The following is a 20244-nucleotide window of genomic DNA, read 5'->3' as shown; positions in this document are numbered from 1 at the left end:
GCCCTCACCCTGGCCCTCTCCCACAGGGAGAGGGAATTCAGACTCCGAGCTCTGCTCGTGTTGGTAATCCTTCGCTGTCGCCCTGCACCTGAATCGCCAGCGAACCAATTTTGTTGCCTCGCGCCACGGCCTGCGACAGCGGTTTGCCCTCCAGCAGGGCGCTGATGATCCCGACGGCAAACCCATCGCCCGCACCCACGGTATCGACCACGTTATCGACTTTTACCGCAGCGACGGCGCCTTGCTCGCCGTCGGCAGTTTTGAACCATGCACCGTCAGCACCGGTTTTCAGCACCACGGCTTTTACTCCTTTGTTGAGGTAAAAATCAGCAATGCCTTCCGGCGTGCTCTCGCCAGTGAGGATCATTCCCTCTTTTACCCCCGGCAGTACCCAGTCCGCCTGAAACGCCAGTCGGTTGAGTTTCTCAACCATCTCCGCTTCGCTTTTCCACAGCACCGGACGCAGGTTTGGATCAAAGGAGATCGTTTTGCCCTGCGCTTTCATTGCCGAAGCGGCATGATCGAGTAAATCGTACGAACTGGCCGAGAGTGCCGCCGCCACGCCGCTCAGGTGCAGGTGACGCGCGGAGGAGAAATACGCGGCGTGATAATCATCCACGGAGAGATGGCTTGCCGCTGAGCCTTTACGGAAATACTCCACGATGGGATCGGTTCCATTTTCAACTTTAGATTTCAGCTGAAAGCCCGTCGGGAAGCGTCCGTCGAGGGTCACGCCTGCGGCATCAATGCCCTCTTTTTTCAGCGAGTCGAGTACGAAATGGCCAAAGCTGTCATTTCCCACGCGGCTTACCCAGCCAACATTCAGCCCCAGCCGCGCAAGGCCGGTAGCAACATTCAGCTCAGCACCTGCAACGCGTTTGATAAAGTGCTCCACTGCGCTCAGCTCGCCTGTTTCGGTGGCGACAAACATCGCCATGGCCTCGCCGATGGTGATGACATCCAGCGTCTTGTGCATGGTCTACTCCTCGCGCAGCAGGTTGACGTAATGGCGGGTGACGGCGGTGAGATCCGTCCCTTCCAGCGGAAATTCGATACCGCGTGGCGCATCGGCAGGGAGTTGATTAAGCAGATCCCGCCAGCGAGAATCGGTCTGATCCGGCGCGACGGCGCGGAATTGCGCCTTATGCGGGACCGCGGCCTTCACATGAATGTAGCTCACGGCGGGAGCCAACTGACGTGCAGCCTCTTCCGGGGAGTCGCCAACCCACAGCCAGTTGCCCATATCGAACGTCAGCGTGACCGGCAGCGCCATTACCCGGCAGGCAGCTTTGAAGCGCTGCATCGGAGCGAGCTGACCGCAGTCGGTCTGGTCGTTTTCCACCACCAGCGTCATGCCGCTTTCATCCAGCAGTACGCGCAGGGCTTCAAGCGGTTGTTTGTCGCTGAAATGGCCCAGCGAGACTTTAAGCCACAGGGCGTTCAGGGTGCTGGCTTCGCTAAGGTAGCGCGGAAGATCCGGGTTGAGGGTTCCATCGGGCATAAACAGGGGGGCCGGGGCGGAGTAGCACGCCAGTAAACCCAGCAGTTCAATGGACTCGCCGAGCGCAGGCAGGGCCATTAACTCGTCGCTGCTGAAGAGCTCGCGGCGGATTTCAACGCCATCAGCCCCTGCGCCGGCAATAACGGGAAGCATCGCCCGTTGACCGCCTGCTTGTCGCACCTGATCCGCGCCATACGCGGCGGTGACCACCATAATTTTCCTGCTCATTTCCTGACTCCAGGGCGTAATCGATAGTATTACGCTAGATGGAACCGGTTCCAAAGAAAAGATCGGGATGCTGAATTTATGATCGCTGTCACGAAGGGGAAATTAACGGGCAGTAGAGCCGCGAACGATCAGCTCGCCAGAAAAAACCTGCTCGCGTACGGCGTCGCGGGTGCCTTCAATGCGGCGAACCACTTGTTCAACCGCGGCATAGCCGATCTGCCAGGTGGGTTGTTTGAGGGTGGTAATGCCTACGCCAGCAAGTTCAGCCCACTCCAGTTCATCAAAGCCGAGTAAGCCGATGTCGCTGCCCCAGTGCAGGCCAATGCGTTTAAGCGAGCGGGCAACCTGAAGCGTCAGCGCCCCGTTCGCGGAGATCACCGCTTTGCGCATACCCCGATGGCGGGTATGGAACTGGCGCAGGGTATTATCCAGCTGATCGGCTTCATGGAGGGAGATTTCGGCATTTTCGGCGATCACACCGGGATAACGCGCCAGCGTGGCACGAAATGCAGCCAGGCGGTCGCGGCGGGTGTTAACCATACCCAGCGGTTCGCTCAGGAACAAAATGGCTTCGAAACCCTGTTCAATCAGATGTTCGGTGGCAGTGGTGGCCGCCTGGGTGTTATCCAGCCCGACCACATCGCAGGCAAATTCCGGGATTTTGCGGTCAATAAGCACCATCGGCAGCGACGATTGTTGCAGGCGATTTAGTCCCTCTTCGCGCATCCCGACGGCATTGACCACGATCCCTTCCACCTGATAGCTGCGCAGCAGATCGAGGTAGTGCAACTCCTGATCAACTTCGTTATTGGTGTTACAGACCAGCGGGGTAAAGCCTTTCTCACGGCACGCCGCCTCAATGCCGCTGAGGACGTTAACGGAGTAAGGGTTGGTGATATCGGCGATGATGAGGCCAATCAGACGGGTACGACCCCGCTTGAGGCCGCGCGCCATCAGGCTGGGACGGTAGTTGAGATCGGCAATGGCCTGTTCAATTCGCGCCAGCAGTGCATCGGAAAGCAGGTGTTTCTCGCCGTTGAGGTAGCGTGAAATGCTGGTTTTACCGGTTTTGGCGGCTTTCGCCACGTCGCTGATGGTGGCCCGGGTTGGTTTGCTCATCGCTGATTTCCCTGAAATTAGTGAGAATACCTTAGCGGGAAAATCTGACGAATCAAGCAATTTGCCGGGTGGCGGTCTGATGCCCTCACCCCAACCCTCTCCCACGGGAGAGGGCGCAAACACTAAAACGGCAACAGGGTTGCCGTTTTGCTTTTACCTACTGCACAGGGCTCAACGTAATCTCAACGCGGCGGTTCTGCGCTTTGCCTTCCGCCGTGCTGTTGCTGGCGATCGGGTTAGCCGGACCCATGCCGCTGGTGCGGATGCGGTTCGCTTCTACGCCCTGGGTGATCAGCGAGCTGGCCACGGAATCGGCACGCTGCTGCGACAGACGCATGTTCAGATCCTGGCTGCCGGTACTGTCGGTGTAGCCAATCACGTTCACGGCAGTTTTGTTGTACTCTTTCAGCACCGCGGCCACGCCGGTCAGGGTGTTCGCGCCTGCGGGTTTCAGCGTCGCGCTGCTGCTGTCAAAGGTCACGTTGTTTGGCATGTTCAGGATGATGTTGTCACCGCTGCGCGTCACGCTCACGCCTGTACCTTTCATTTTGTCACGGAGTTTTGCTTCCTGCACATCCATGTAATAACCCACGCCGCCGCCCAGGGCTGCGCCTGCCGCTGCGCCAATCAGCGCACCTTTACCGCGATCTTTCTTGGAGGAGGAGAGTGCGCCAACGCCAGCGCCCACCAGGGAACCAATACCCGCGCCAATGCCGGATTTACCCGCTTCGCGTTCGCCGGTGTAAGGGTTGGTTGTGCAGCCTGAAACAGCCAGAGCACCGCTCACCAGAGCGGCAATAACGAGTACGCGTTTTTTCATCTTATTTCCTTAATCCTTTTTATTCTTTGCCACGACGGACGTGGCAGTGGATTATGACGTCCGAATACGGAGAAAATTCAGTATATAACTCTGAAATTTGTCACAAACGATAAACTGCCTCAATGAAAGGCCGTCATACCTGCACGCAACCAGGAGCGCACGCTTTGAGCACCTCAACAAAAACCATTCTGACCGCCGCCCACTGGGGGCCGATGCTGGTCGAAACCGATGGCGACACCGTGCTGTCGTCTCGCGGGGCTTTGCCTTCGCGCCATCTCAACTCTTTACAGACCGTCGTTCGCGATCAGGTACATAGCAAAACTCGCGTACGCTGGCCGATGGTGCGTAAAGGCTTTCTGGCGTCACCGGATAAACCGCAAGGTATTCGCGGGCAGGATGAGTTCGTGCGCGTGAGCTGGGACGATGCCCTGGCGCTGATCCATACGCAGCATAAACGCATCCGCGACAGCTATGGCCCGTCGTCCATTTTTGCCGGCTCCTATGGCTGGCGCTCAAACGGCGTGCTGCATAAGGCCGCAACCCTGCTGCAACGCTATATGAGCCTGGCCGGAGGATATACCGGCCATCTGGGTGATTACTCGACCGGCGCGGCGCAGGCGATCATGCCGTATGTCGTGGGCGGGAATGAGGTTTATCAGCAGCAGACCAGCTGGCCGCTGGTGCTGGAGCATACAGAAGTGGTGGTGCTGTGGAGCGCCAACCCGCTCAATACCCTTAAAATTGCCTGGAATGCGTCCGACGAGCAGGGCGTTTCCTACTTCGATGCGCTGCGCAAAAGCGGCAAGCGCATCATCTGTATCGATCCGATGCGTTCTGAAACGCTTGATTTCTTCGGCGACAGCGCCGAGTGGATCGCGCCGCATATGGGCACCGACGTGGCGATGATGCTGGGTATCGCCCACACCCTGGTGGAGAACGGCTGGCACGACACGGAATTTCTGACGCGCTGCACAACGGGGTTCGATAAATTTGCCGACTATCTGACGGGCAAAACCGATGGTATCGCCAAAACCGCAGAGTGGGCTGCGGCGATTTGCGGCGTTGATGCCGCTAAAATCCGCGAACTGGCAGCGTTATTCCATAGCCATGTCACGATGCTCATGTCCGGATGGGGGATGCAGCGCCAGCAGTTTGGCGAGCAGAAGCACTGGATGCTGGTGACGCTCGCCGCGATGCTTGGGCAGATTGGCACACCCGGCGGCGGTTTTGGCCTTTCCTATCACTTTGCCAACGGCGGCAACCCGACGCGTAAAGCGGCGGTGCTGGCGTCCATGCAGGGCTCGGTGCAGGGTGGCGTGGACGCTGTGGATAAAATTCCGGTGGCACGCATTGTTGAAGCTCTGGAGAACCCCGGCGGGTTTTATCAGCACAACGGTCAGGATCGCCATTTCCCGGATATTAAGTTTGTCTGGTGGGCGGGTGGGGCCAACTTCACCCATCACCAGGATACCAACCGCCTGATCCGCGCCTGGCAGAAACCGGAGCTGGTGGTGATCTCGGAGTGCTTCTGGACCGCGTCAGCGAAACATGCCGATATCGTTTTGCCCGCCACGACCTCGTTCGAGCGTAACGATCTCACCATGACGGGGGATTACAGCAACCAGCATATGGTACCGATGAAGCGCGTCGTGGCTCCCCGGGATGAAGCGCGGGATGATTATGACGTCTTTGCTGACCTGAGTGAATTATGGGAAGCGGGCGGACGGGAGCGTTTCACCGAGGGCAAAACGGATCTGCAATGGCTGGAAACGTTTTACCAGATTGCCTGCCAGCGCGGGGCTGCGCAGGGCGTGACGCTGCCGCCATTTGCTGAGTTCTGGGAGGCGAATCAACTCTTCGAAATGCCGGAAAGCGAGCAGAACGCGCGGTTTGTGCGCTTTGCTGACTTCCGTCGCGATCCGGAGAATCACCCGTTAAAAACCGAAAGCGGGAAGATTGTGATCCACAGCGAGCGCATCGCCAGCTTTGGCTACGCGGACTGCCCGCCGCACCCGGCGTGGCTGGAGCCGGACGAATGGCATGGCAATGCGCAGCCGGGGCAGCTTCAGCTGCTGTCTGCCCATCCTGCCCATCGTCTGCACAGCCAGCTCAACTATTCGGCTCTGCGCGAGCAGTATGCGGTGGCGGGTCGTGAGCCGATCGCGCTGAATAGCGACGATGCAAAGGCGCGGGGGATTAACGACGGCGATCTCGTTCGCGTCTGGAACGCACGCGGGCAGGTGCTGGCTGGCGCCGTGGTGAGTGACGGGATCCGCCCAGGCGTGTTCTGCATTCATCAGGGAGCATGGCCGGATCTGGCGCTGGACGAGGGCGGTATTTGTAAGAACGGCGCCGTAAACGTGCTGACCAAAGATCTCCCCAGCTCGAAGCTGGGGAACGGCTGTGCGGGGAATACGGCGCTGGCATGGGTAGAGAAATATGAGGGGCCGGCGCTTTCCCTTACGGCATTTGATCCGCCTGCCAGCTCATGATCCACGTCGGGTGTTGGGTATCATCCTGCCAGGCGCTGTCTTCGATGCGAAAACCCTGAGCATGATAGAAATTCACCGCCCGCACGTTTTTCTGATACACCTCCAGGGTTAAATACGGGTAGTGCTGCTGAACATAGTTCAGCAGCGCACGCCCGATCCCCCTTCCGATGAACGCCGGGGCGACAAACAACGCCCCCACAAACTGGAACTGCATGACACTGATAAAACCGCACAGGGTACCGTTTTCCTCCCAGACCCAGGTCTCGGCGGCGGGAAGGTAATCATCCCGCACTACCGCTTCATTCGCTTGCCAGTAACTTGCGTCGATAAACGGATGCGCCTCGGTGGTGCTCTCCAGCCACAGACTCAAAAGCGGAGCGGTATCCTCACTTTGCCATTTGCGGATCATGGTGGCCCTCCGGGTGGCAGAAGCAGCCCTTAATGTGGTCATTTACGAGCCCGCAGGCCTGCATAAAGGAGTAGCAGATGGTGGTGCCCACAAACTTAAAGCCGCGTTTTTTCAGCGCTTTTGACAGGGCATCTGAGGCGGGGGTCGACGTTGGGATCTCTGCAAGCGTGGCGGCCTGCGTCACCTTCGGCTCGTTATCCACAAACGACCAGACAAAAGCTGAGAAGGGTTCGCCGTTTTGCTCCATCGCCAGATAAGCACGCGCGTTACCAATAATGGCCTGAATTTTACCGCGATGGCGGATGATACCGGTATCCAGAACCAGCCTTTCCACGTCTTCGTCGGTCATGGCGGCCACCGCAACCGGATCGAAATGGTGGAAGGCCTTGCGATAGTTCTCACGCTTTTTCAGAACGGTGATCCACGACAGCCCGGCCTGCTGGCCTTCAAGGCAAATCATTTCAAACAGTTTTTTACCGTCGGTTTCCGGCACGCCCCATTCCTTGTCGTGATAATCGATATAAAGCTGATCCTGGCTTACCCAGCCGCAACGTTGCATAGGTCATCTCCCTTCCTGATACGGTAAACGCAAAAATTTCAATCTGCCCGGCTTGACGTGTTTGCTAAAGAGACAATAGTTAATACAGGGCTATACGCCCTAATACCTCTTCGAACAATGACATATATCGCCGAACTCGGCTCTTTCTGGAGTCGCTTTGATGATGTTAAAAAAAATCAGTGGTCGCCATGCTGCTTCTGGCCTGGTGGGTGTCTCAGCCTGCCTGCTTATATGTAACACCGCTTTTGCGTGGCAACAGGAATATATCGTTTCAGATGCACAAAGTAATACGACGGAACGCTATACATGGGACGCCGATCACCAACCTCGTTATGAAGATATTCTCGCGGAGCGTATCAACCATTCGCAGAATGCTGCGGGCTTTGCCCTGAACGACCCATCCGGTTCAGATGCGGAAACCGTTCTGAGCGTTGGCTGGAATTTTCCCGTGGCGGGACATTTTACCACCGGCCCCGTCATGGCGTGGCGCACTGATGGCGCTCCCCCTGCAACGGTGAATGCATTTGGTGAGGCAACTACCACGCAGCCGCTTACCGATCCCCTCTGGCATGCCAGCGTGAACTCGTTGGGGTGGCGCGTTGATACGCAGTATGGTGATTTACATCCCTGGGCGAAGATCAGCTACAACCAGCAGTCGGAGGAAGAATATTTGTACACCCTGGGCTTAAGCGCCAAATTTTAGGGTTGTCACTTTTTTAAACGCTGCGGTAACATATTTAATACAATAACGGCGCGGGCTGTGGTGATAGTGGTCACTCACCTTTAAGCGTTTTCTTTTCCGGCAAGGTCATTCATTCCCGCTTCCAGGCATTTCATTCCGTATCTCCTGCATTTCATGCCGTTTTACCCCTGGCGTTTTGGGGTTTTGTTTATCGTGTCCTCAGCGAACTTCCTTAATTTCTCTTGCAGGACACTGCCATGAACACATCAACTTATAACCGCACGCGTTGGCTGACGCTTTTCGGCACCATCGTTACCCAGTTCGCACTGGGCTCGGTCTATACCTGGAGCCTGTTTAACAGCGCCCTGTCCGATAAGCTCGGCGCACCGATAAGCCAGGTGGCATTCTCCTTCGGCTTGCTGAGCCTTGGATTAGCGATTTCCTCTTCCGTGGCGGGCAAACTTCAGGAGCGCTTCGGCGTGAAGCGCGTAACCATGGCCTCCGGGATCCTGCTGGGCGTGGGCTTCTTCCTGACGGCACATTCAAACAACCTGATGATGCTGTGGCTAAGCGCCGGGGTGCTGGTGGGTCTGGCGGACGGCGCAGGTTATCTGCTGACGCTGTCTAACTGCGTGAAGTGGTTCCCGGAGCGTAAAGGGCTTATCTCCGCGTTTGCCATTGGTTCATATGGCCTGGGCAGCCTGGGGTTCAAATTCATTGACTCCCATCTGCTGGCCTCGGTTGGGCTTGAGAAAACCTTTATGATCTGGGGCGTGATTGTGCTGGTAATGATCCTCTTCGGCGCCACGCTGATGAAAGATGCGCCGCAGCAGGAAGTGAAAACCGTTAACGGCGTGGTGGAGAACGATTTCACCCTCGCTCAGTCCATGCGTAAGCCGCAGTACTGGATGCTGGCGGTGATGTTCCTGACGGCCTGCATGAGCGGTCTGTATGTCATCGGTGTGGCGAAAGATATCGCGCAGGGGATGGTAAAACTGGACGCGGCGACGGCGGCGAACGCGGTAACGGTCATCTCCATCGCTAACCTCTCGGGTCGTCTGGTACTGGGTATCCTGTCTGACAAAATCGCCCGTATCCGTGTGATTACGCTGGGGCAGGTCATCTCCCTGGTGGGTATGGCAGCTCTGCTGTTCGCTCCGCTGAACGAGGCGACATTCTTTGCAGCAATTGCCTGCGTAGCCTTTAACTTTGGCGGCACTATTACCGTCTTCCCGTCACTGGTGAGCGAGTTCTTCGGCCTGAACAACCTGGCGAAAAACTACGGCGTCATTTATCTCGGCTTCGGTATCGGCAGTATTTGCGGTTCACTGATTGCCTCGCTGTTTGGCGGCTTCTACGTGACCTTCTGCGTGATATTCGCTTTGCTGATTATTTCGCTGGCGCTGTCCACCACGATCCGTCAGCCGCAGCGCGAACTGTATAAAGAAGCGCATGTATGATGCGATGAAAAGAGGCCGCAGGGCCTCTTTTATTTATTTCTAAATCGCTTCCGGACTTGCTATTTTGTAAAAATCTTCATCGATTCACATTCTCTGCTGCCACTTTTCTTCCCTGCTGTGGTCTACTTATCGCGCTTGTAGACGTTTCTGATAACGGTTTCTCTCGCATCTACTTACTCTGTCAGCTTTCTCACTGAGATTCGGCGGGTTTTTATACCCCTTCCCCCAGGGTTGTTTGCATGAAATATATTAGGTCTCTTACCCAGCAAAGATTGTGTCTGATGCTGGCTGTCTATATCGGTTTGTTTCTGAATGGCGCGGTGCTGTTCAGACGAGTGGAAGGTTATTTCGAACACCTCACTGTAAGAAATGGAATTTTTGCCGCGATTGAAGTGTTTGGCTCAATTCTGGCGACCTTCTTCCTGTTACGCCTGCTCTCTCTCTTTGGCCGTCGTACATGGCAAATTCTGGCCTCGCTGGTGGTGATTATCTCCGCCGCCGCAAGCTATTACATGACATTCATGAACGTGGTCATTGGCTACGGTATTGTGGCCTCGGTGATGACCACGGACATCGACCTCTCGAAAGAGGTGGTGGGTCAAGGGTTCATCCTGTGGACGATTCTGACCTGCCTGATCCCGCTCTTCTTTATCTGGAGTAACACCTGTCGCTACACCCTGTTACGCCAGCTGCGTACCCGGGGACAGCGCATCCGCAACGTCGCCGTCGTTCTTCTGGCGGGTCTGCTGGTATGGGCGCCTATTCGCCTGATGGAAAAGCAGCAAAAACGGATCGAAAAAGCGACAGGCGTGGATATGCCAAGCTACGGCGGCGTGGTGGCTAACTCGTACCTGCCGTCTAACTGGCTGTCGGCGTTAGGTCTTTACGCCTGGGCTCAGGCGGACGAATCCAGCGATGTGAAATCGCTGATTAACCCGACCAAAAAGTTCACCTACCAGGCTCCGGCTGACGGGCTGGATGATACTTACGTGGTGTTCGTTATCGGCGAAACGACGCGCTGGGATCATATGGGCATTCTCGGTTATGACCGCGATACCACCCCGAAACTGGCGCAGGAAAAGAATCTGGTGGCATACCGCGGCTACTCCTGCGATACCGCCACGAAGCTCTCGTTGCGCTGTATGTTTGTTCGCGAGGGCGGTGCGAGTGATAACCCTCAGCGCACTCTCAAAGAGCAAAACGTGTTTGCTGTTCTGAAGCAGCTTGGATTTAGCTCCGATCTGTTCGCCATGCAAAGTGAGATGTGGTTCTACACCAACACCATGGCGGATAACATCGCCTACCGCGAGCAGATTGGCGCCGAGCCGCGTAACCGCGGAAAGAACGTTGATGACATGCTGCTGCTCTCTGAGATGGAACAGTCGCTGAAAAACCATCCGCAGGGTAAGCACCTTATTGTTCTGCATACCAAAGGGTCACACTACAGCTACTATCAGCGTTACACGCGCGATTTCGCCAAATGGACGCCTGAGTGCGTCGGCATTAACAAGAACTGTAGCAAGCAGGAGTTGATCAATGCCTATGATAACTCGATTCTGTATGTGGATACCTTCCTCAGCCGGGTGATTGACCAGCTTCGCGATAAGAAAGCGATTGTGATCTACGCGGCCGACCACGGCGAGTCCATCAACGAGAAAGAGCATTTACACGGTACGCCGCGTAAGCTGGCGCCACCAGAGCAGTTCCGCGTGCCGATGATCATGTGGATGTCGGACAAGTATCTGGAAAACCCGGACAAAGCTAAAATGTTTGCCCACCTGAAACAGCAGGCAGAGATTAAGGTACCGCGCCGTCACGTTGAGCTGTACGACACTATTATGGGCTGTCTCGGCTATACCTCACCGAACGGTGGGATTAACGAAAACAACAACTGGTGTAAACTCCCTGATAACACCACAAAAGCCGCGCAGTAGCTGGTCTGGCGAGAATATCGCCAGTTGAATGGCTTTTTGAAAATAAGGGATTGACGAGGGCGCACCTCAGCAGTAAGATGCGCTCCGCATTCGGCGAGTAGCGCAGCTTGGTAGCGCAACTGGTTTGGGACCAGTGGGTCGGAGGTTCGAATCCTCTCTCGCCGACCACATTCTAAAAAGGGCTAACCGCAAGGTTAGCCCTTTTTGCATTAACGCGTTACCCCACCCGAGTCCTCAAAATACCCCTTAGCCCTGCATCCCCCTGCCTGCTTGCGGTTTTGTGACATAATCCATTGTATTTTTTTATATATAGTTTGATCTTTTTTCGCGTTGCTTATGGATAACCTCAGCATTTTTCGCTGTGCGTTTTAACGTTCGCGGTATTTAGTGCTCAGATAATCACCATTCTGTAAGAAAATTTACCCATTCTGAATAAAACTTAATCACTGGGTGTTGCGAAATAGGGAGGGGTTTGTGCTGCAACATGGCGAGTAGCATAAATTTCTCTGCTGAAAACTGGCATTCAGAGTTTTTTTAATCTTTGTTTGCGGTTTCTCACACTCCACGTAAATCCCCGCCACCTGTATTGACGTTTTCACATTCTGTTGACAGATTGTAGGGCACGAGGGGCATTTCAGGGAGGATCTGCGCTGCAACTCAAACGCTCTTCTGAAAGGATTCTCTATCCCTTTTAACGCCCTCGGGCATCACCGACCGGACCGGGTAAAAAATAAATAAAGGTCAGGCGGCGTAACACAACAAAGCAAAACATCACATTGGAGCACAATAATGAGTATTTCCTTGAAGAAGTCAGGGATGCTGAAGCTTGGTCTGAGCCTGATGGCCATGACCGTCGCAGCAAGCGTACAGGCAAAAACCCTGGTTTACTGTTCTGAAGGCTCTCCGGAAGGCTTTAACCCACAGCTCTTTACCTCTGGTACGACTTACGACGCAAGCTCTGTACCGATCTATAACCGTCTGGTTGAATTTAAAACCGGCACCACGGAAGTGATTCCTGGCCTGGCTGAAAAGTGGGATATCAGCGAAGACGGTAAAACCTATACCTTCCACCTGCGTCAGGGCGTGAAGTGGCAGGACAGCAAAGAATTCAAACCTACGCGCGACTTTAACGCCGACGACGTAGTGTTCTCCTTCGACCGTCAAAAAAATGCCCAGAACCCGTACCATAAAGTGTCTGGCGGCAGCTATGAATACTTCGAAGGGATGGGTCTGCCAGACCTGATTGCTGAAGTGAAAAAAGTGGACGATAAAACCGTTCAGTTTGTGCTGACGCGTCCGGAAGCGCCATTCCTCGCTGACCTGGCGATGGACTTCGCCTCTATTCTCTCTAAAGAGTACGCGGACAACATGCTGAAAGCCGGCACCCCGGAAAAAGTGGACCTGAACCCAATCGGTACCGGCCCGTTCCAGCTGCTTCAGTACCAGAAAGATTCCCGTATTCTGTATAAAGCCTTCCCGGGCTACTGGGGCACCAAGCCGCAGATCGACCGTCTGGTCTTCTCCATCACGCCTGACGCATCCGTGCGTTACGCAAAATTGCAGAAAAACGAATGTCAGGTGATGCCGTATCCAAACCCGGCTGACATCGCGCGCATGAAGCAGGATAAAAATATCAACCTGATGGAGCAGGCGGGCCTGAACGTGGGTTATCTCTCCTTCAACACCGAGAAGAAACCGTTCGATGACGTGAAAGTGCGTCAGGCGCTGACCTACGCGGTGAACAAAGAAGCGATCATCAAAGCCGTTTATCAGGGCGCTGGCGTTGCGGCCAAGAACCTGATCCCACCAACCATGTGGGGCTATAACGACGACATTAAGGACTACACCTACGATCCTGAGAAAGCGAAAGCGCTGCTGAAAGAAGCGGGCCAGGATAAAGGTTTCACCGTTGAGCTGTGGGCGATGCCGGTACAGCGTCCTTACAACCCGAACGCACGTCGTATGGCGGAAATGGTTCAGGCTGACTGGGCGAAGATTGGCGTACAGGCCAAAATTGTGACCTACGAGTGGGGCGAGTACCTGAAACGCGCCAAAGCGGGCGAACACCAGGCGGTCATGATGGGCTGGACCGGCGACAACGGGGATCCGGACAACTTCTTCGCGACCCTGTTCAGCTGTGCGGCAGCGAAAGACGGTTCCAACTACTCTCGCTGGTGCTACAAGCCGTTTGAAGACCTGATCCAGCCGGCGCGTGCGACCGATGATCACAACAAACGTATCGAACTGTACAAGCAAGCGCAGGTTGTCATGCACGATCAGGCTCCGGCGCTGATTGTTGCTCACTCCACCGTGTACGAGCCAGTGCGTAAAGAAGTGAAGGGCTACGTGGTCGATCCACTGGGCAAACACCACTTCGAAAACGTGTCTGTTGAATAATAAGTAGGGTGTTCTCCCTCTCCCTGTGGGAGAGGGCAGGGGTGAGGGGCGTGCATGCATCCCCTCACCCTAACCCTCTCCCGAAGGGAGAGGGAATTTACATTTGTGAGCAATACAGACGACACGCTACTGAGCGTGCGTCATCAGAGAGAATCCGGGTTATGTTGCAGTTCATCCTCCGACGTCTGGGACTGGTTATCCCGACGTTTATCGGTATCACCCTTCTCACTTTTGCCTTCGTCCATATGATCCCGGGTGATCCGGTGATGATTATGGCGGGCGAGCGTGGTATCTCCCCTGAACGTCATGCGCAACTGCTGGCTGAACTCGGCCTTGATAAGCCGATGTGGCAGCAGTACCTCCACTACATCTGGGGCGTATTACACGGCGATTTAGGGATTTCACTGAAAAGCCGTCTTCCGGTGTGGGACGAGTTCGTGCCGCGTTTCCAGGCGACGCTGGAACTCGGCATCTGCGCCATGATCTTCGCGACCGCGGTGGGGATTCCCGTCGGCGTGCTGGCTGCCGTTAAGCGTGGCTCTATTTTCGACCACACCGCCGTTGGCCTGGCACTGACCGGCTACTCCATGCCTATCTTCTGGTGGGGCATGATGCTGATCATGCTGGTCTCGGTGCAGTGGAACCTGACGCCGGTCTCCGGACGTGTCAGCGATATGGTTTTCCTTGACGACACCAACCCGTTAACCGGCTTTATGCTGATTGATACGGCGATCTGGGGCGAAGAGGGCAACTTCATTGATGCGGTTGCGCACATGATCCTGCCTGCAATGGTGCTGGGCACCATCCCACTTGCGGTGATCGTGCGTATGACTCGTTCCTCCATGCTGGAAGTGCTGGGCGAAGATTATATTCGTACTGCCCGCGCTAAAGGTCTGACCCGTATGCGCGTCATCATTATTCATGCCCTGCGTAACGCCATGCTGCCGGTGGTGACCGTTATCGGTTTGCAGGTCGGTACGCTGCTGGCCGGGGCGATCCTGACCGAAACCATCTTCTCCTGGCCAGGCCTTGGACGCTGGCTGATTGATGCGCTGCAACGCCGTGACTATCCGGTTGTGCAGGGCGGTGTATTGCTGGTCGCGACGATGATTATCCTCGTCAACCTGCTGGTCGATTTGCTGTACGGCGTGGTGAACCCGCGTATTCGTCATAAGAAGTAAGGGGCCATCATGTCACAAGTTACTCAAAATAAAGCGGTTACCGCACCGGTGCCAATGACGCCGATGCAGGAATTCTGGCACTACTTCAAGCGCAACAAAGGCGCGGTCGTCGGGCTGGTATATGTTTCCATTATGATCCTGATTGCGGTGTTTGCGAACTTCCTTGCGCCGTATAACCCCGCGGACCAGTTCCGTGATGCGCTGCTCGCGCCACCGGCCTGGCAGGAAGGTGGTAGCCTGACGCACCTGCTCGGTACTGATGACGTTGGCCGCGATGTGCTGTCTCGTCTGATGTACGGCGCGCGCCTCTCTCTGCTGGTTGGCTGTCTTGTGGTGGTGTTGTCGCTGATCATGGGCGTTGTGCTTGGTCTGGTGGCGGGCTACTTCGGCGGCATCGTTGATAACGTCATCATGCGTATCGTCGATATCATGCTGGCATTGCCAAGCCTTCTGCTGGCCCTGGTGCTGGTCGCGGTCTTTGGTCCTTCGATAGGCAATGCCGCGCTCGCGCTAACGTTCGTTGCGCTTCCTCACTATGTCCGATTAACCCGTGCGGCCGTGCTGGTCGAGGTGAACCGCGATTATGTGACGGCATCTCGAGTGGCGGGTGCGGGGGCGATGCGCCAGATGTTCGTCAATATTCTTCCTAACTGCCTTGCACCGCTGATTGTTCAGGCGTCGCTCGGTTTTTCTAACGCCATTCTCGATATGGCCGCTCTTGGCTTCCTTGGCATGGGTGCGCAGCCGCCAACACCGGAATGGGGCACCATGCTCTCCGACGTGTTGCAGTTCGCGCAAAGCGCCTGGTGGGTCGTCACCTTCCCGGGTCTGGCGATTCTGCTGACGGTGCTGGCATTTAACCTGATGGGTGATGGTCTGCGTGATGCACTTGATCCCAAACTGAAGCAGTAAGAGGCACGAGATGGCGTTATTAAATGTAGATAAATTATCGGTGCACTTCGGCGATGAAGGCACACCGTTTCGTGCTGTGGACCGCATCAGCTATAGCGTAAATCAGGGCGAAGTGGTTGGTATCGTTGGGGAGTCCGGTTCCGGTAAGTCAGTGAGTTCACTGGCAATCATGGGGCTGATTGATTATCCCGGCCGCGTAATGGCGGAAAGCCTGGAGTTCAATGGTCAGGATCTGCAGCGCATTTCCGAAAAACAGCGCCGCCAGCTGGTGGGAGCGGAAGTGGCGATGATCTTCCAGGACCCGATGACCAGTCTGAACCCGTGTTACACCGTGGGTTTCCAGATTATGGAAGCCATTAAGGTGCACCAGGGCGGTAACAAGCAAACCCGTCGCCAGCGCGCTATTGACCTGCTGACGCAGGTGGGTATACCCGATCCGGCATCGCGTCTGGACGTTTATCCGCACCAGTTGTCCGGTGGGATGAGTCAGCGTGTAATGATCGCGATGGCCATTGCCTGTCGTCCAAAACTGCTGATTGCCGATGAACCGACAACCGCGCTGGACGTGACCATTCAGGCGCAAATTATTGAGCTACTGCTGGAGTTGCAGCAGAAAGAGAATATGGCGCTGGTGCTGATTACGCACGATCTGGCGCTGGTGGCTGAAGCGGCACACAAAATCATTGTGATGTATGCAGGCCAGGTGGTGGAGACCGGGAGTTCACACGATATCTTCCGGGCCCCGCGTCATCCCTATACGCAGGCGCTGCTGCGCGCGCTGCCGGAGTTCGCGCAGGATAAAGCGCGTCTGGCCTCGCTGCCGGGGGTGGTACCGGGTAAATATGACCGTCCTCAGGGCTGTCTGCTTAACCCGCGCTGCCCGTATGCGACGGATAAATGCCGCGTCGACGAGCCGGAGCTGAACCTGTTAGCTGACGGACGTCAGTCGAAATGCCACTACCCACTCGATGATGCCGGGAGGCCAACACTATGAGTACGCAACAAATGCTGTTGCAGGCCATCGACCTGAAAAAACATTACCCGGTGAAGAAGGGCCTCTTTGCTCCTGAGCGCCTGGTAAAAGCGCTGGATGGTGTCTCCTTTACTCTCGAACGCGGAAAAACGCTGGCGGTGGTAGGGGAATCTGGCTGTGGGAAGTCCACGCTGGGCCGTCTGTTAACGATGATTGAAGTTCCGACTGGCGGCGAGCTTTACTATCAGGGCCAGGATCTGCTCAAGCACGATCCGCAGGCGCAGAAACTGCGACGTCAGAAAATCCAGATTGTGTTCCAGAATCCGTATGGTTCGCTGAACCCGCGAAAAAAAGTGGGGCAGATTCTGGAAGAGCCGCTGCTGATCAACAGCAACCTGAGCAAAGAGCAGCGTCGTGAAAAAGCGCTGGCGATGATGGCGAAGGTGGGCCTGAAAACCGAGCATTACGATCGCTATCCGCATATGTTCTCTGGCGGTCAACGTCAGCGTATCGCCATCGCCCGTGGTCTGATGCTCGACCCGGACGTGGTGATTGCCGATGAACCGGTTTCGGCGCTCGACGTATCCGTGCGTGCGCAGGTGCTGAACCTGATGATGGATTTACAGCAGGATCTTGGGCTGTCGTACGTTTTCATCTCCCATGACCTGTCTGTGGTTGAGCACATTGCCGATGAGGTGATGGTGATGTATCTGGGACGCTGCGTAGAGAAGGGGACGAAAGATCAGATCTTTAATAACCCGCGTCATCCATATACTCAGGCACTACTGTCTGCGACGCCGCGACTGAACCCGGATGACCGTCGTGAGCGCATTAAGTTGACCGGCGAGTTACCAAGCCCGCTTAACCCGCCGCCGGGATGTGCGTTCAACGCCCGCTGCCGTCGCCGCTTCGGTCCGTGTACGCAGTTGCAGCCACAACTGAAAGATTATGGCGGACAGCTGGTGGCCTGCTTCGCGGTCGATCAGGATGAAAACGGCGAAAAGCCGCATGCATAAAGGAAAAAACCGGCGATAAGCCGGTTTTTTTACGTCTGAGATCTACTTCCGTAAACGAATCTGGTCAACGGCGTGTTTCTCACTCTTGGTGAGGATCAGGCTTGCACGTTCGCGCGTCGGCAGGATGTTCTCTTTGAGGTTGACGTAGTTGATCTCATTCCACAGCCCGGTCGCCACGTTGATAGCCTCTTCTTCAGAGAGCTGAGCGTAGTTGTGGAAGTAAGAATCCGGGTCGGTGAACGCCCCTTCACGGAACTTCAGGAAGCGGTTGATATACCAGCGTTGCAACAGATCTTCAGGCGCATCCACATAAATTGAGAAATCGACGAAGTCAGAGACAAACACGTGATGCGGATCGTGAGGGTAATCCATCCCGCTTTGCAGTACGTTTAAGCCCTCCAGAATCAGGATGTCGGGCTGCACCACCGTTTTGTCACCATCCGGGATGCGGTCGTAGATCAGATGCGAGTAGACCGGTGCGGTAACGTTCGGCACGCCCGATTTTAAATCAGAGACAAACTTTACCAGGCGGTGCATATCATAAGAGAGCGGGAAGCCCTTCTTCTTCATCAGGCCGCGTTCTTTCAACACCTCATTGGGATGCAGGAAGCCGTCGGTGGTGATCAGCTCCACGCTGCGGTGTTCCGGCCAGCGGCTCAGCAGCGCCTGAAGCACGCGCGCGGTGGTACTTTTACCCACTGCCACGCTGCCCGCAATACTGATGATATAAGGAATACGTTGACCGTTCGTGCCGAGGAACTGTTCCAGTACGGCCTGACGACGCAAGTTGGAGCTGATGTAAAAGTTAAGCAAGCGAGAGAGGGGGAGATAGATTTCTGCCACCTCTTCCAGGGAGAGATCTTCGTTTATCCCTTTTAGCCGTGCGATTTCACCTTCCGTCAGTGTCATAGGGACGGAGTCACGCAGGGCTGCCCACTGGCTACGGTTAAACTGAAGATAGGGCGTCATTAACGTTTGCTCTTTTTTGCTCATAAGCATGCTTCTGTGAACCATCACGAAACGGCGGGTGCGGGCTCATCACATAGTTAATTTTGGACAATGGGCAGGAGGTTAACACCAGATGAGAGGAATAATAAGAAAAAATATGGGAAAGCGATGCTTAACCGGGCAGGCATCACCCGGGGCTATAGCGTGCCGAAATCAGGCGTTCATGTTGGATTTTTAATCACGAGCGGATGAATTTACAGCGGTTAGCCCTGGTTTCGAATAAAATGTGAGCGAAAGAACGTTTTATGCAATTTTTTAGTTGCATGACTGCGCAGGTCTCCATAGAATGCGCGCTACTTGATGCCGACTTAGCTCAGTAGGTAGAGCAACTGACTTGTAATCAGTAGGTCACCAGTTCGATTCCGGTAGTCGGCACCATCAAGTCCGGTGGGGTTCCCGAGCGGCCAAAGGGAGCAGACTGTAAATCTGCCGTCACAGACTTCGAAGGTTCGAATCCTTCCCCCACCACCACTTTCTGGCAGCGTCAACGCCGCCGGAGCTGGTTGGAAAAATTGACCAGCTCGAACAGAAAAGAGAGAAATCTCTTTTTTTGTTACAGAAAGAACTGGGTAGCCGAGTTTCAGGATGCGGGCATCGTATAATGGCTATTACCTCAGCCTTCCAAGCTGATGATGCGGGTTCGATTCCCGCTGCCCGCTCCAATACGTGCTGATATGGCTCAGTTGGTAGAGCGCACCCTTGGTAAGGGTGAGGTCCCCAGTTCGACTCTGGGTATCAGCACCACTTCACTTCTCCCTCCCTTTCTCTCTGTTTCAATGTAAATGTATTCAACAGTTCAGGCATTTTCGCCTGGTTGATGTGGTGATATCACCGATTTATCCGTGTCTTAGAGGGACAATCGATGTCTAAAGAAAAGTTTGAACGTACAAAACCGCACGTTAACGTCGGTACTATCGGCCACGTTGACCATGGTAAAACAACGCTGACCGCTGCAATCACTACCGTACTGGCTAAAACCTACGGCGGTGCTGCTCGTGCTTTCGATCAGATCGATAACGCACCAGAAGAAAAAGCTCGTGGTATCACCATCAACACCTCTCACGTTGAGTATGACACCCCGACTCGCCACTACGCACACGTAGACTGCCCAGGCCACGCCGACTATGTTAAAAACATGATCACCGGTGCTGCGCAGATGGACGGCGCGATCCTGGTTGTTGCTGCGACTGACGGCCCTATGCCTCAGACTCGTGAGCACATCCTGCTGGGTCGTCAGGTAGGCGTTCCTTTCATCATCGTGTTCCTGAACAAATGCGACATGGTTGATGACGAAGAGCTGCTGGAACTGGTAGAGATGGAAGTTCGTGAACTGCTGTCTCAGTACGATTTCCCAGGCGACGATACTCCAATCGTTCGTGGTTCCGCGCTGAAAGCGCTGGAAGGCGACGCAGAGTGGGAAGCGAAAATCATCGAACTGGCTGGCTTCCTGGATTCTTACATCCCAGAACCAGAGCGTGCGATTGACAAGCCATTCCTGCTGCCAATCGAAGACGTATTCTCCATCTCCGGTCGTGGTACCGTTGTTACCGGTC

The 20244-nt window shown here is 55.2% G+C and carries 17 protein-coding genes and 5 tRNA genes; 15 read left to right on the top strand and 7 right to left on the bottom strand.

Annotated elements, in window-relative coordinates:
- Positions 1–37: 37 nt before the first annotated feature.
- The 4 genes from ACOTZP_RS16450 to ACOTZP_RS16435 all read right to left on the bottom strand — a co-directional run bounded on the left by ACOTZP_RS16450 (position 38) and on the right by ACOTZP_RS16435 (position 3668).
- Positions 38–976, bottom strand: a complete 939-nt coding sequence (locus tag ACOTZP_RS16450) for a sugar kinase (protein WP_023305239.1) — start codon at positions 974–976, stop codon at positions 38–40.
- Between the two features lie 3 nt (positions 977–979).
- A complete protein-coding gene (locus ACOTZP_RS16445; RefSeq protein ID WP_023305240.1) occupies positions 980–1729 on the bottom strand; it encodes a sugar phosphate isomerase/epimerase family protein in 750 nt (249 codons plus the stop codon).
- Positions 1730–1831: 102 nt separating this feature from the next.
- Positions 1832–2848, bottom strand: coding sequence for a LacI family DNA-binding transcriptional regulator (locus ACOTZP_RS16440; RefSeq protein ID WP_157506477.1), 1017 nt, complete (start codon positions 2846–2848; stop codon positions 1832–1834).
- A 157-nt stretch (positions 2849–3005) separates the two neighbouring features.
- The gene (locus ACOTZP_RS16435) at positions 3006–3668 is read right to left on the bottom strand and encodes an OmpA family lipoprotein (protein WP_022646688.1); all 663 of its coding nucleotides are present in this window, start codon (positions 3666–3668) and stop codon (positions 3006–3008) included.
- A gap of 122 nt (positions 3669–3790) precedes the next feature.
- Here ACOTZP_RS16435 and ACOTZP_RS16430 point away from each other — a divergent pair, with 122 nt between their 5' ends.
- Entirely contained in the window at positions 3791–6160 is a 2370-nt protein-coding gene (locus ACOTZP_RS16430) for a molybdopterin guanine dinucleotide-containing S/N-oxide reductase (RefSeq protein ID WP_271075120.1), read from the top strand.
- On the opposite strand, the gene ACOTZP_RS16425 is transcribed toward ACOTZP_RS16430, so the two are convergent.
- Together ACOTZP_RS16425 and tag are read right to left on the bottom strand one after the other, a co-directional pair.
- Positions 6129–6569 (bottom strand): N-acetyltransferase, encoded by a 441-nt coding sequence (locus ACOTZP_RS16425; RefSeq protein ID WP_022646690.1) that lies wholly within the window; start codon positions 6567–6569, stop codon positions 6129–6131. The two genes, ACOTZP_RS16430 and ACOTZP_RS16425, sit on opposite strands and share 32 nt — an antisense overlap.
- Positions 6547–7128, bottom strand: a complete 582-nt coding sequence (tag, locus tag ACOTZP_RS16420; RefSeq protein WP_022646691.1) for a DNA-3-methyladenine glycosylase I — start codon at positions 7126–7128, stop codon at positions 6547–6549. The genes ACOTZP_RS16425 and tag overlap by 23 nt, the downstream gene beginning before the upstream one ends.
- Positions 7129–7288: 160 nt before the next feature.
- Here tag and ACOTZP_RS16415 point away from each other — a divergent pair, with 160 nt between their 5' ends.
- From ACOTZP_RS16415 to dppF, 9 genes are all read left to right on the top strand, one after another.
- Positions 7289–7831 carry a lipase gene (locus ACOTZP_RS16415; RefSeq protein WP_038415055.1) on the top strand — a complete coding sequence of 181 codons (543 nt, stop codon included), beginning with the start codon at positions 7289–7291 and terminating at the stop codon, positions 7829–7831.
- 236 nt (positions 7832–8067) lie between these two features.
- Entirely contained in the window at positions 8068–9270 is a 1203-nt protein-coding gene (locus ACOTZP_RS16410; RefSeq protein ID WP_023299065.1) for an L-lactate MFS transporter, read from the top strand.
- 239 nt (positions 9271–9509) lie between these two features.
- Positions 9510–11204 (top strand): kdo(2)-lipid A phosphoethanolamine 7''-transferase, encoded by a 1695-nt coding sequence (gene eptB / locus ACOTZP_RS16405; protein ID WP_022646694.1) that lies wholly within the window; start codon positions 9510–9512, stop codon positions 11202–11204.
- Between the two features lie 91 nt (positions 11205–11295).
- Positions 11296–11372, top strand: a tRNA-Pro gene (locus ACOTZP_RS16400).
- 621 nt (positions 11373–11993) lie between these two features.
- Entirely contained in the window at positions 11994–13601 is a 1608-nt protein-coding gene (gene dppA / locus ACOTZP_RS16395) for a dipeptide ABC transporter periplasmic-binding protein DppA (RefSeq protein ID WP_271075121.1), read from the top strand.
- Between the two features lie 161 nt (positions 13602–13762).
- On the top strand, positions 13763–14782 hold the full coding sequence (gene dppB / locus ACOTZP_RS16390) for a dipeptide ABC transporter permease DppB (RefSeq protein WP_022646696.1): 1020 nt from the start codon (positions 13763–13765) through the stop codon (positions 14780–14782).
- A gap of 9 nt (positions 14783–14791) precedes the next feature.
- Positions 14792–15694: a dipeptide ABC transporter permease DppC gene (dppC, locus tag ACOTZP_RS16385; protein WP_022646697.1), complete on the top strand. Its 903-nt coding sequence runs from the start codon at positions 14792–14794 to the stop codon at positions 15692–15694.
- 10 nt (positions 15695–15704) lie between these two features.
- A complete protein-coding gene (gene dppD, locus ACOTZP_RS16380; RefSeq protein ID WP_010426220.1) occupies positions 15705–16688 on the top strand; it encodes a dipeptide ABC transporter ATP-binding protein in 984 nt (327 codons plus the stop codon).
- Positions 16685–17683 carry a dipeptide ABC transporter ATP-binding subunit DppF gene (gene dppF / locus ACOTZP_RS16375; RefSeq protein ID WP_022646698.1) on the top strand — a complete coding sequence of 333 codons (999 nt, stop codon included), beginning with the start codon at positions 16685–16687 and terminating at the stop codon, positions 17681–17683. Before dppD ends, dppF begins: the two co-directional genes overlap by 4 nt.
- 42 nt (positions 17684–17725) lie before the next feature.
- Here dppF and coaA read toward each other — a convergent pair whose 3' ends face one another.
- The gene (gene coaA, locus ACOTZP_RS16370) at positions 17726–18676 is read right to left on the bottom strand and encodes a type I pantothenate kinase (RefSeq protein WP_032622068.1); all 951 of its coding nucleotides are present in this window, start codon (positions 18674–18676) and stop codon (positions 17726–17728) included.
- Between the two features lie 317 nt (positions 18677–18993).
- On the opposite strand from coaA, the gene ACOTZP_RS16365 reads away from it, so the two are divergent.
- From ACOTZP_RS16365 to ACOTZP_RS16345, 5 genes are all read left to right on the top strand, one after another.
- Positions 18994–19069: transfer RNA gene (locus tag ACOTZP_RS16365), tRNA-Thr, on the top strand.
- A gap of 8 nt (positions 19070–19077) precedes the next feature.
- Positions 19078–19162 (top strand) — tRNA-Tyr (locus ACOTZP_RS16360).
- Between the two features lie 116 nt (positions 19163–19278).
- A tRNA-Gly gene (locus tag ACOTZP_RS16355) sits at positions 19279–19353 on the top strand.
- Positions 19354–19359: 6 nt separating this feature from the next.
- Positions 19360–19435, top strand: a tRNA-Thr gene (locus ACOTZP_RS16350).
- Between the two features lie 118 nt (positions 19436–19553).
- The coding region (locus ACOTZP_RS16345) for a GTP-binding protein (RefSeq protein ID WP_232926123.1) at positions 19554–20244 on the top strand (691 nt) is incomplete at its 3' end.

Origin of the sequence: Enterobacter cloacae complex sp. SYL001, from assembly GCF_049237025.1 — a bacterium.
GTDB classification, from domain to species: domain Bacteria; phylum Pseudomonadota; class Gammaproteobacteria; order Enterobacterales; family Enterobacteriaceae; genus Enterobacter; species Enterobacter intestinihominis.
The sequence above is the reverse complement of the archived record's forward strand: the minus strand, read 5'-3'. Positions and strand labels throughout refer to the sequence as shown.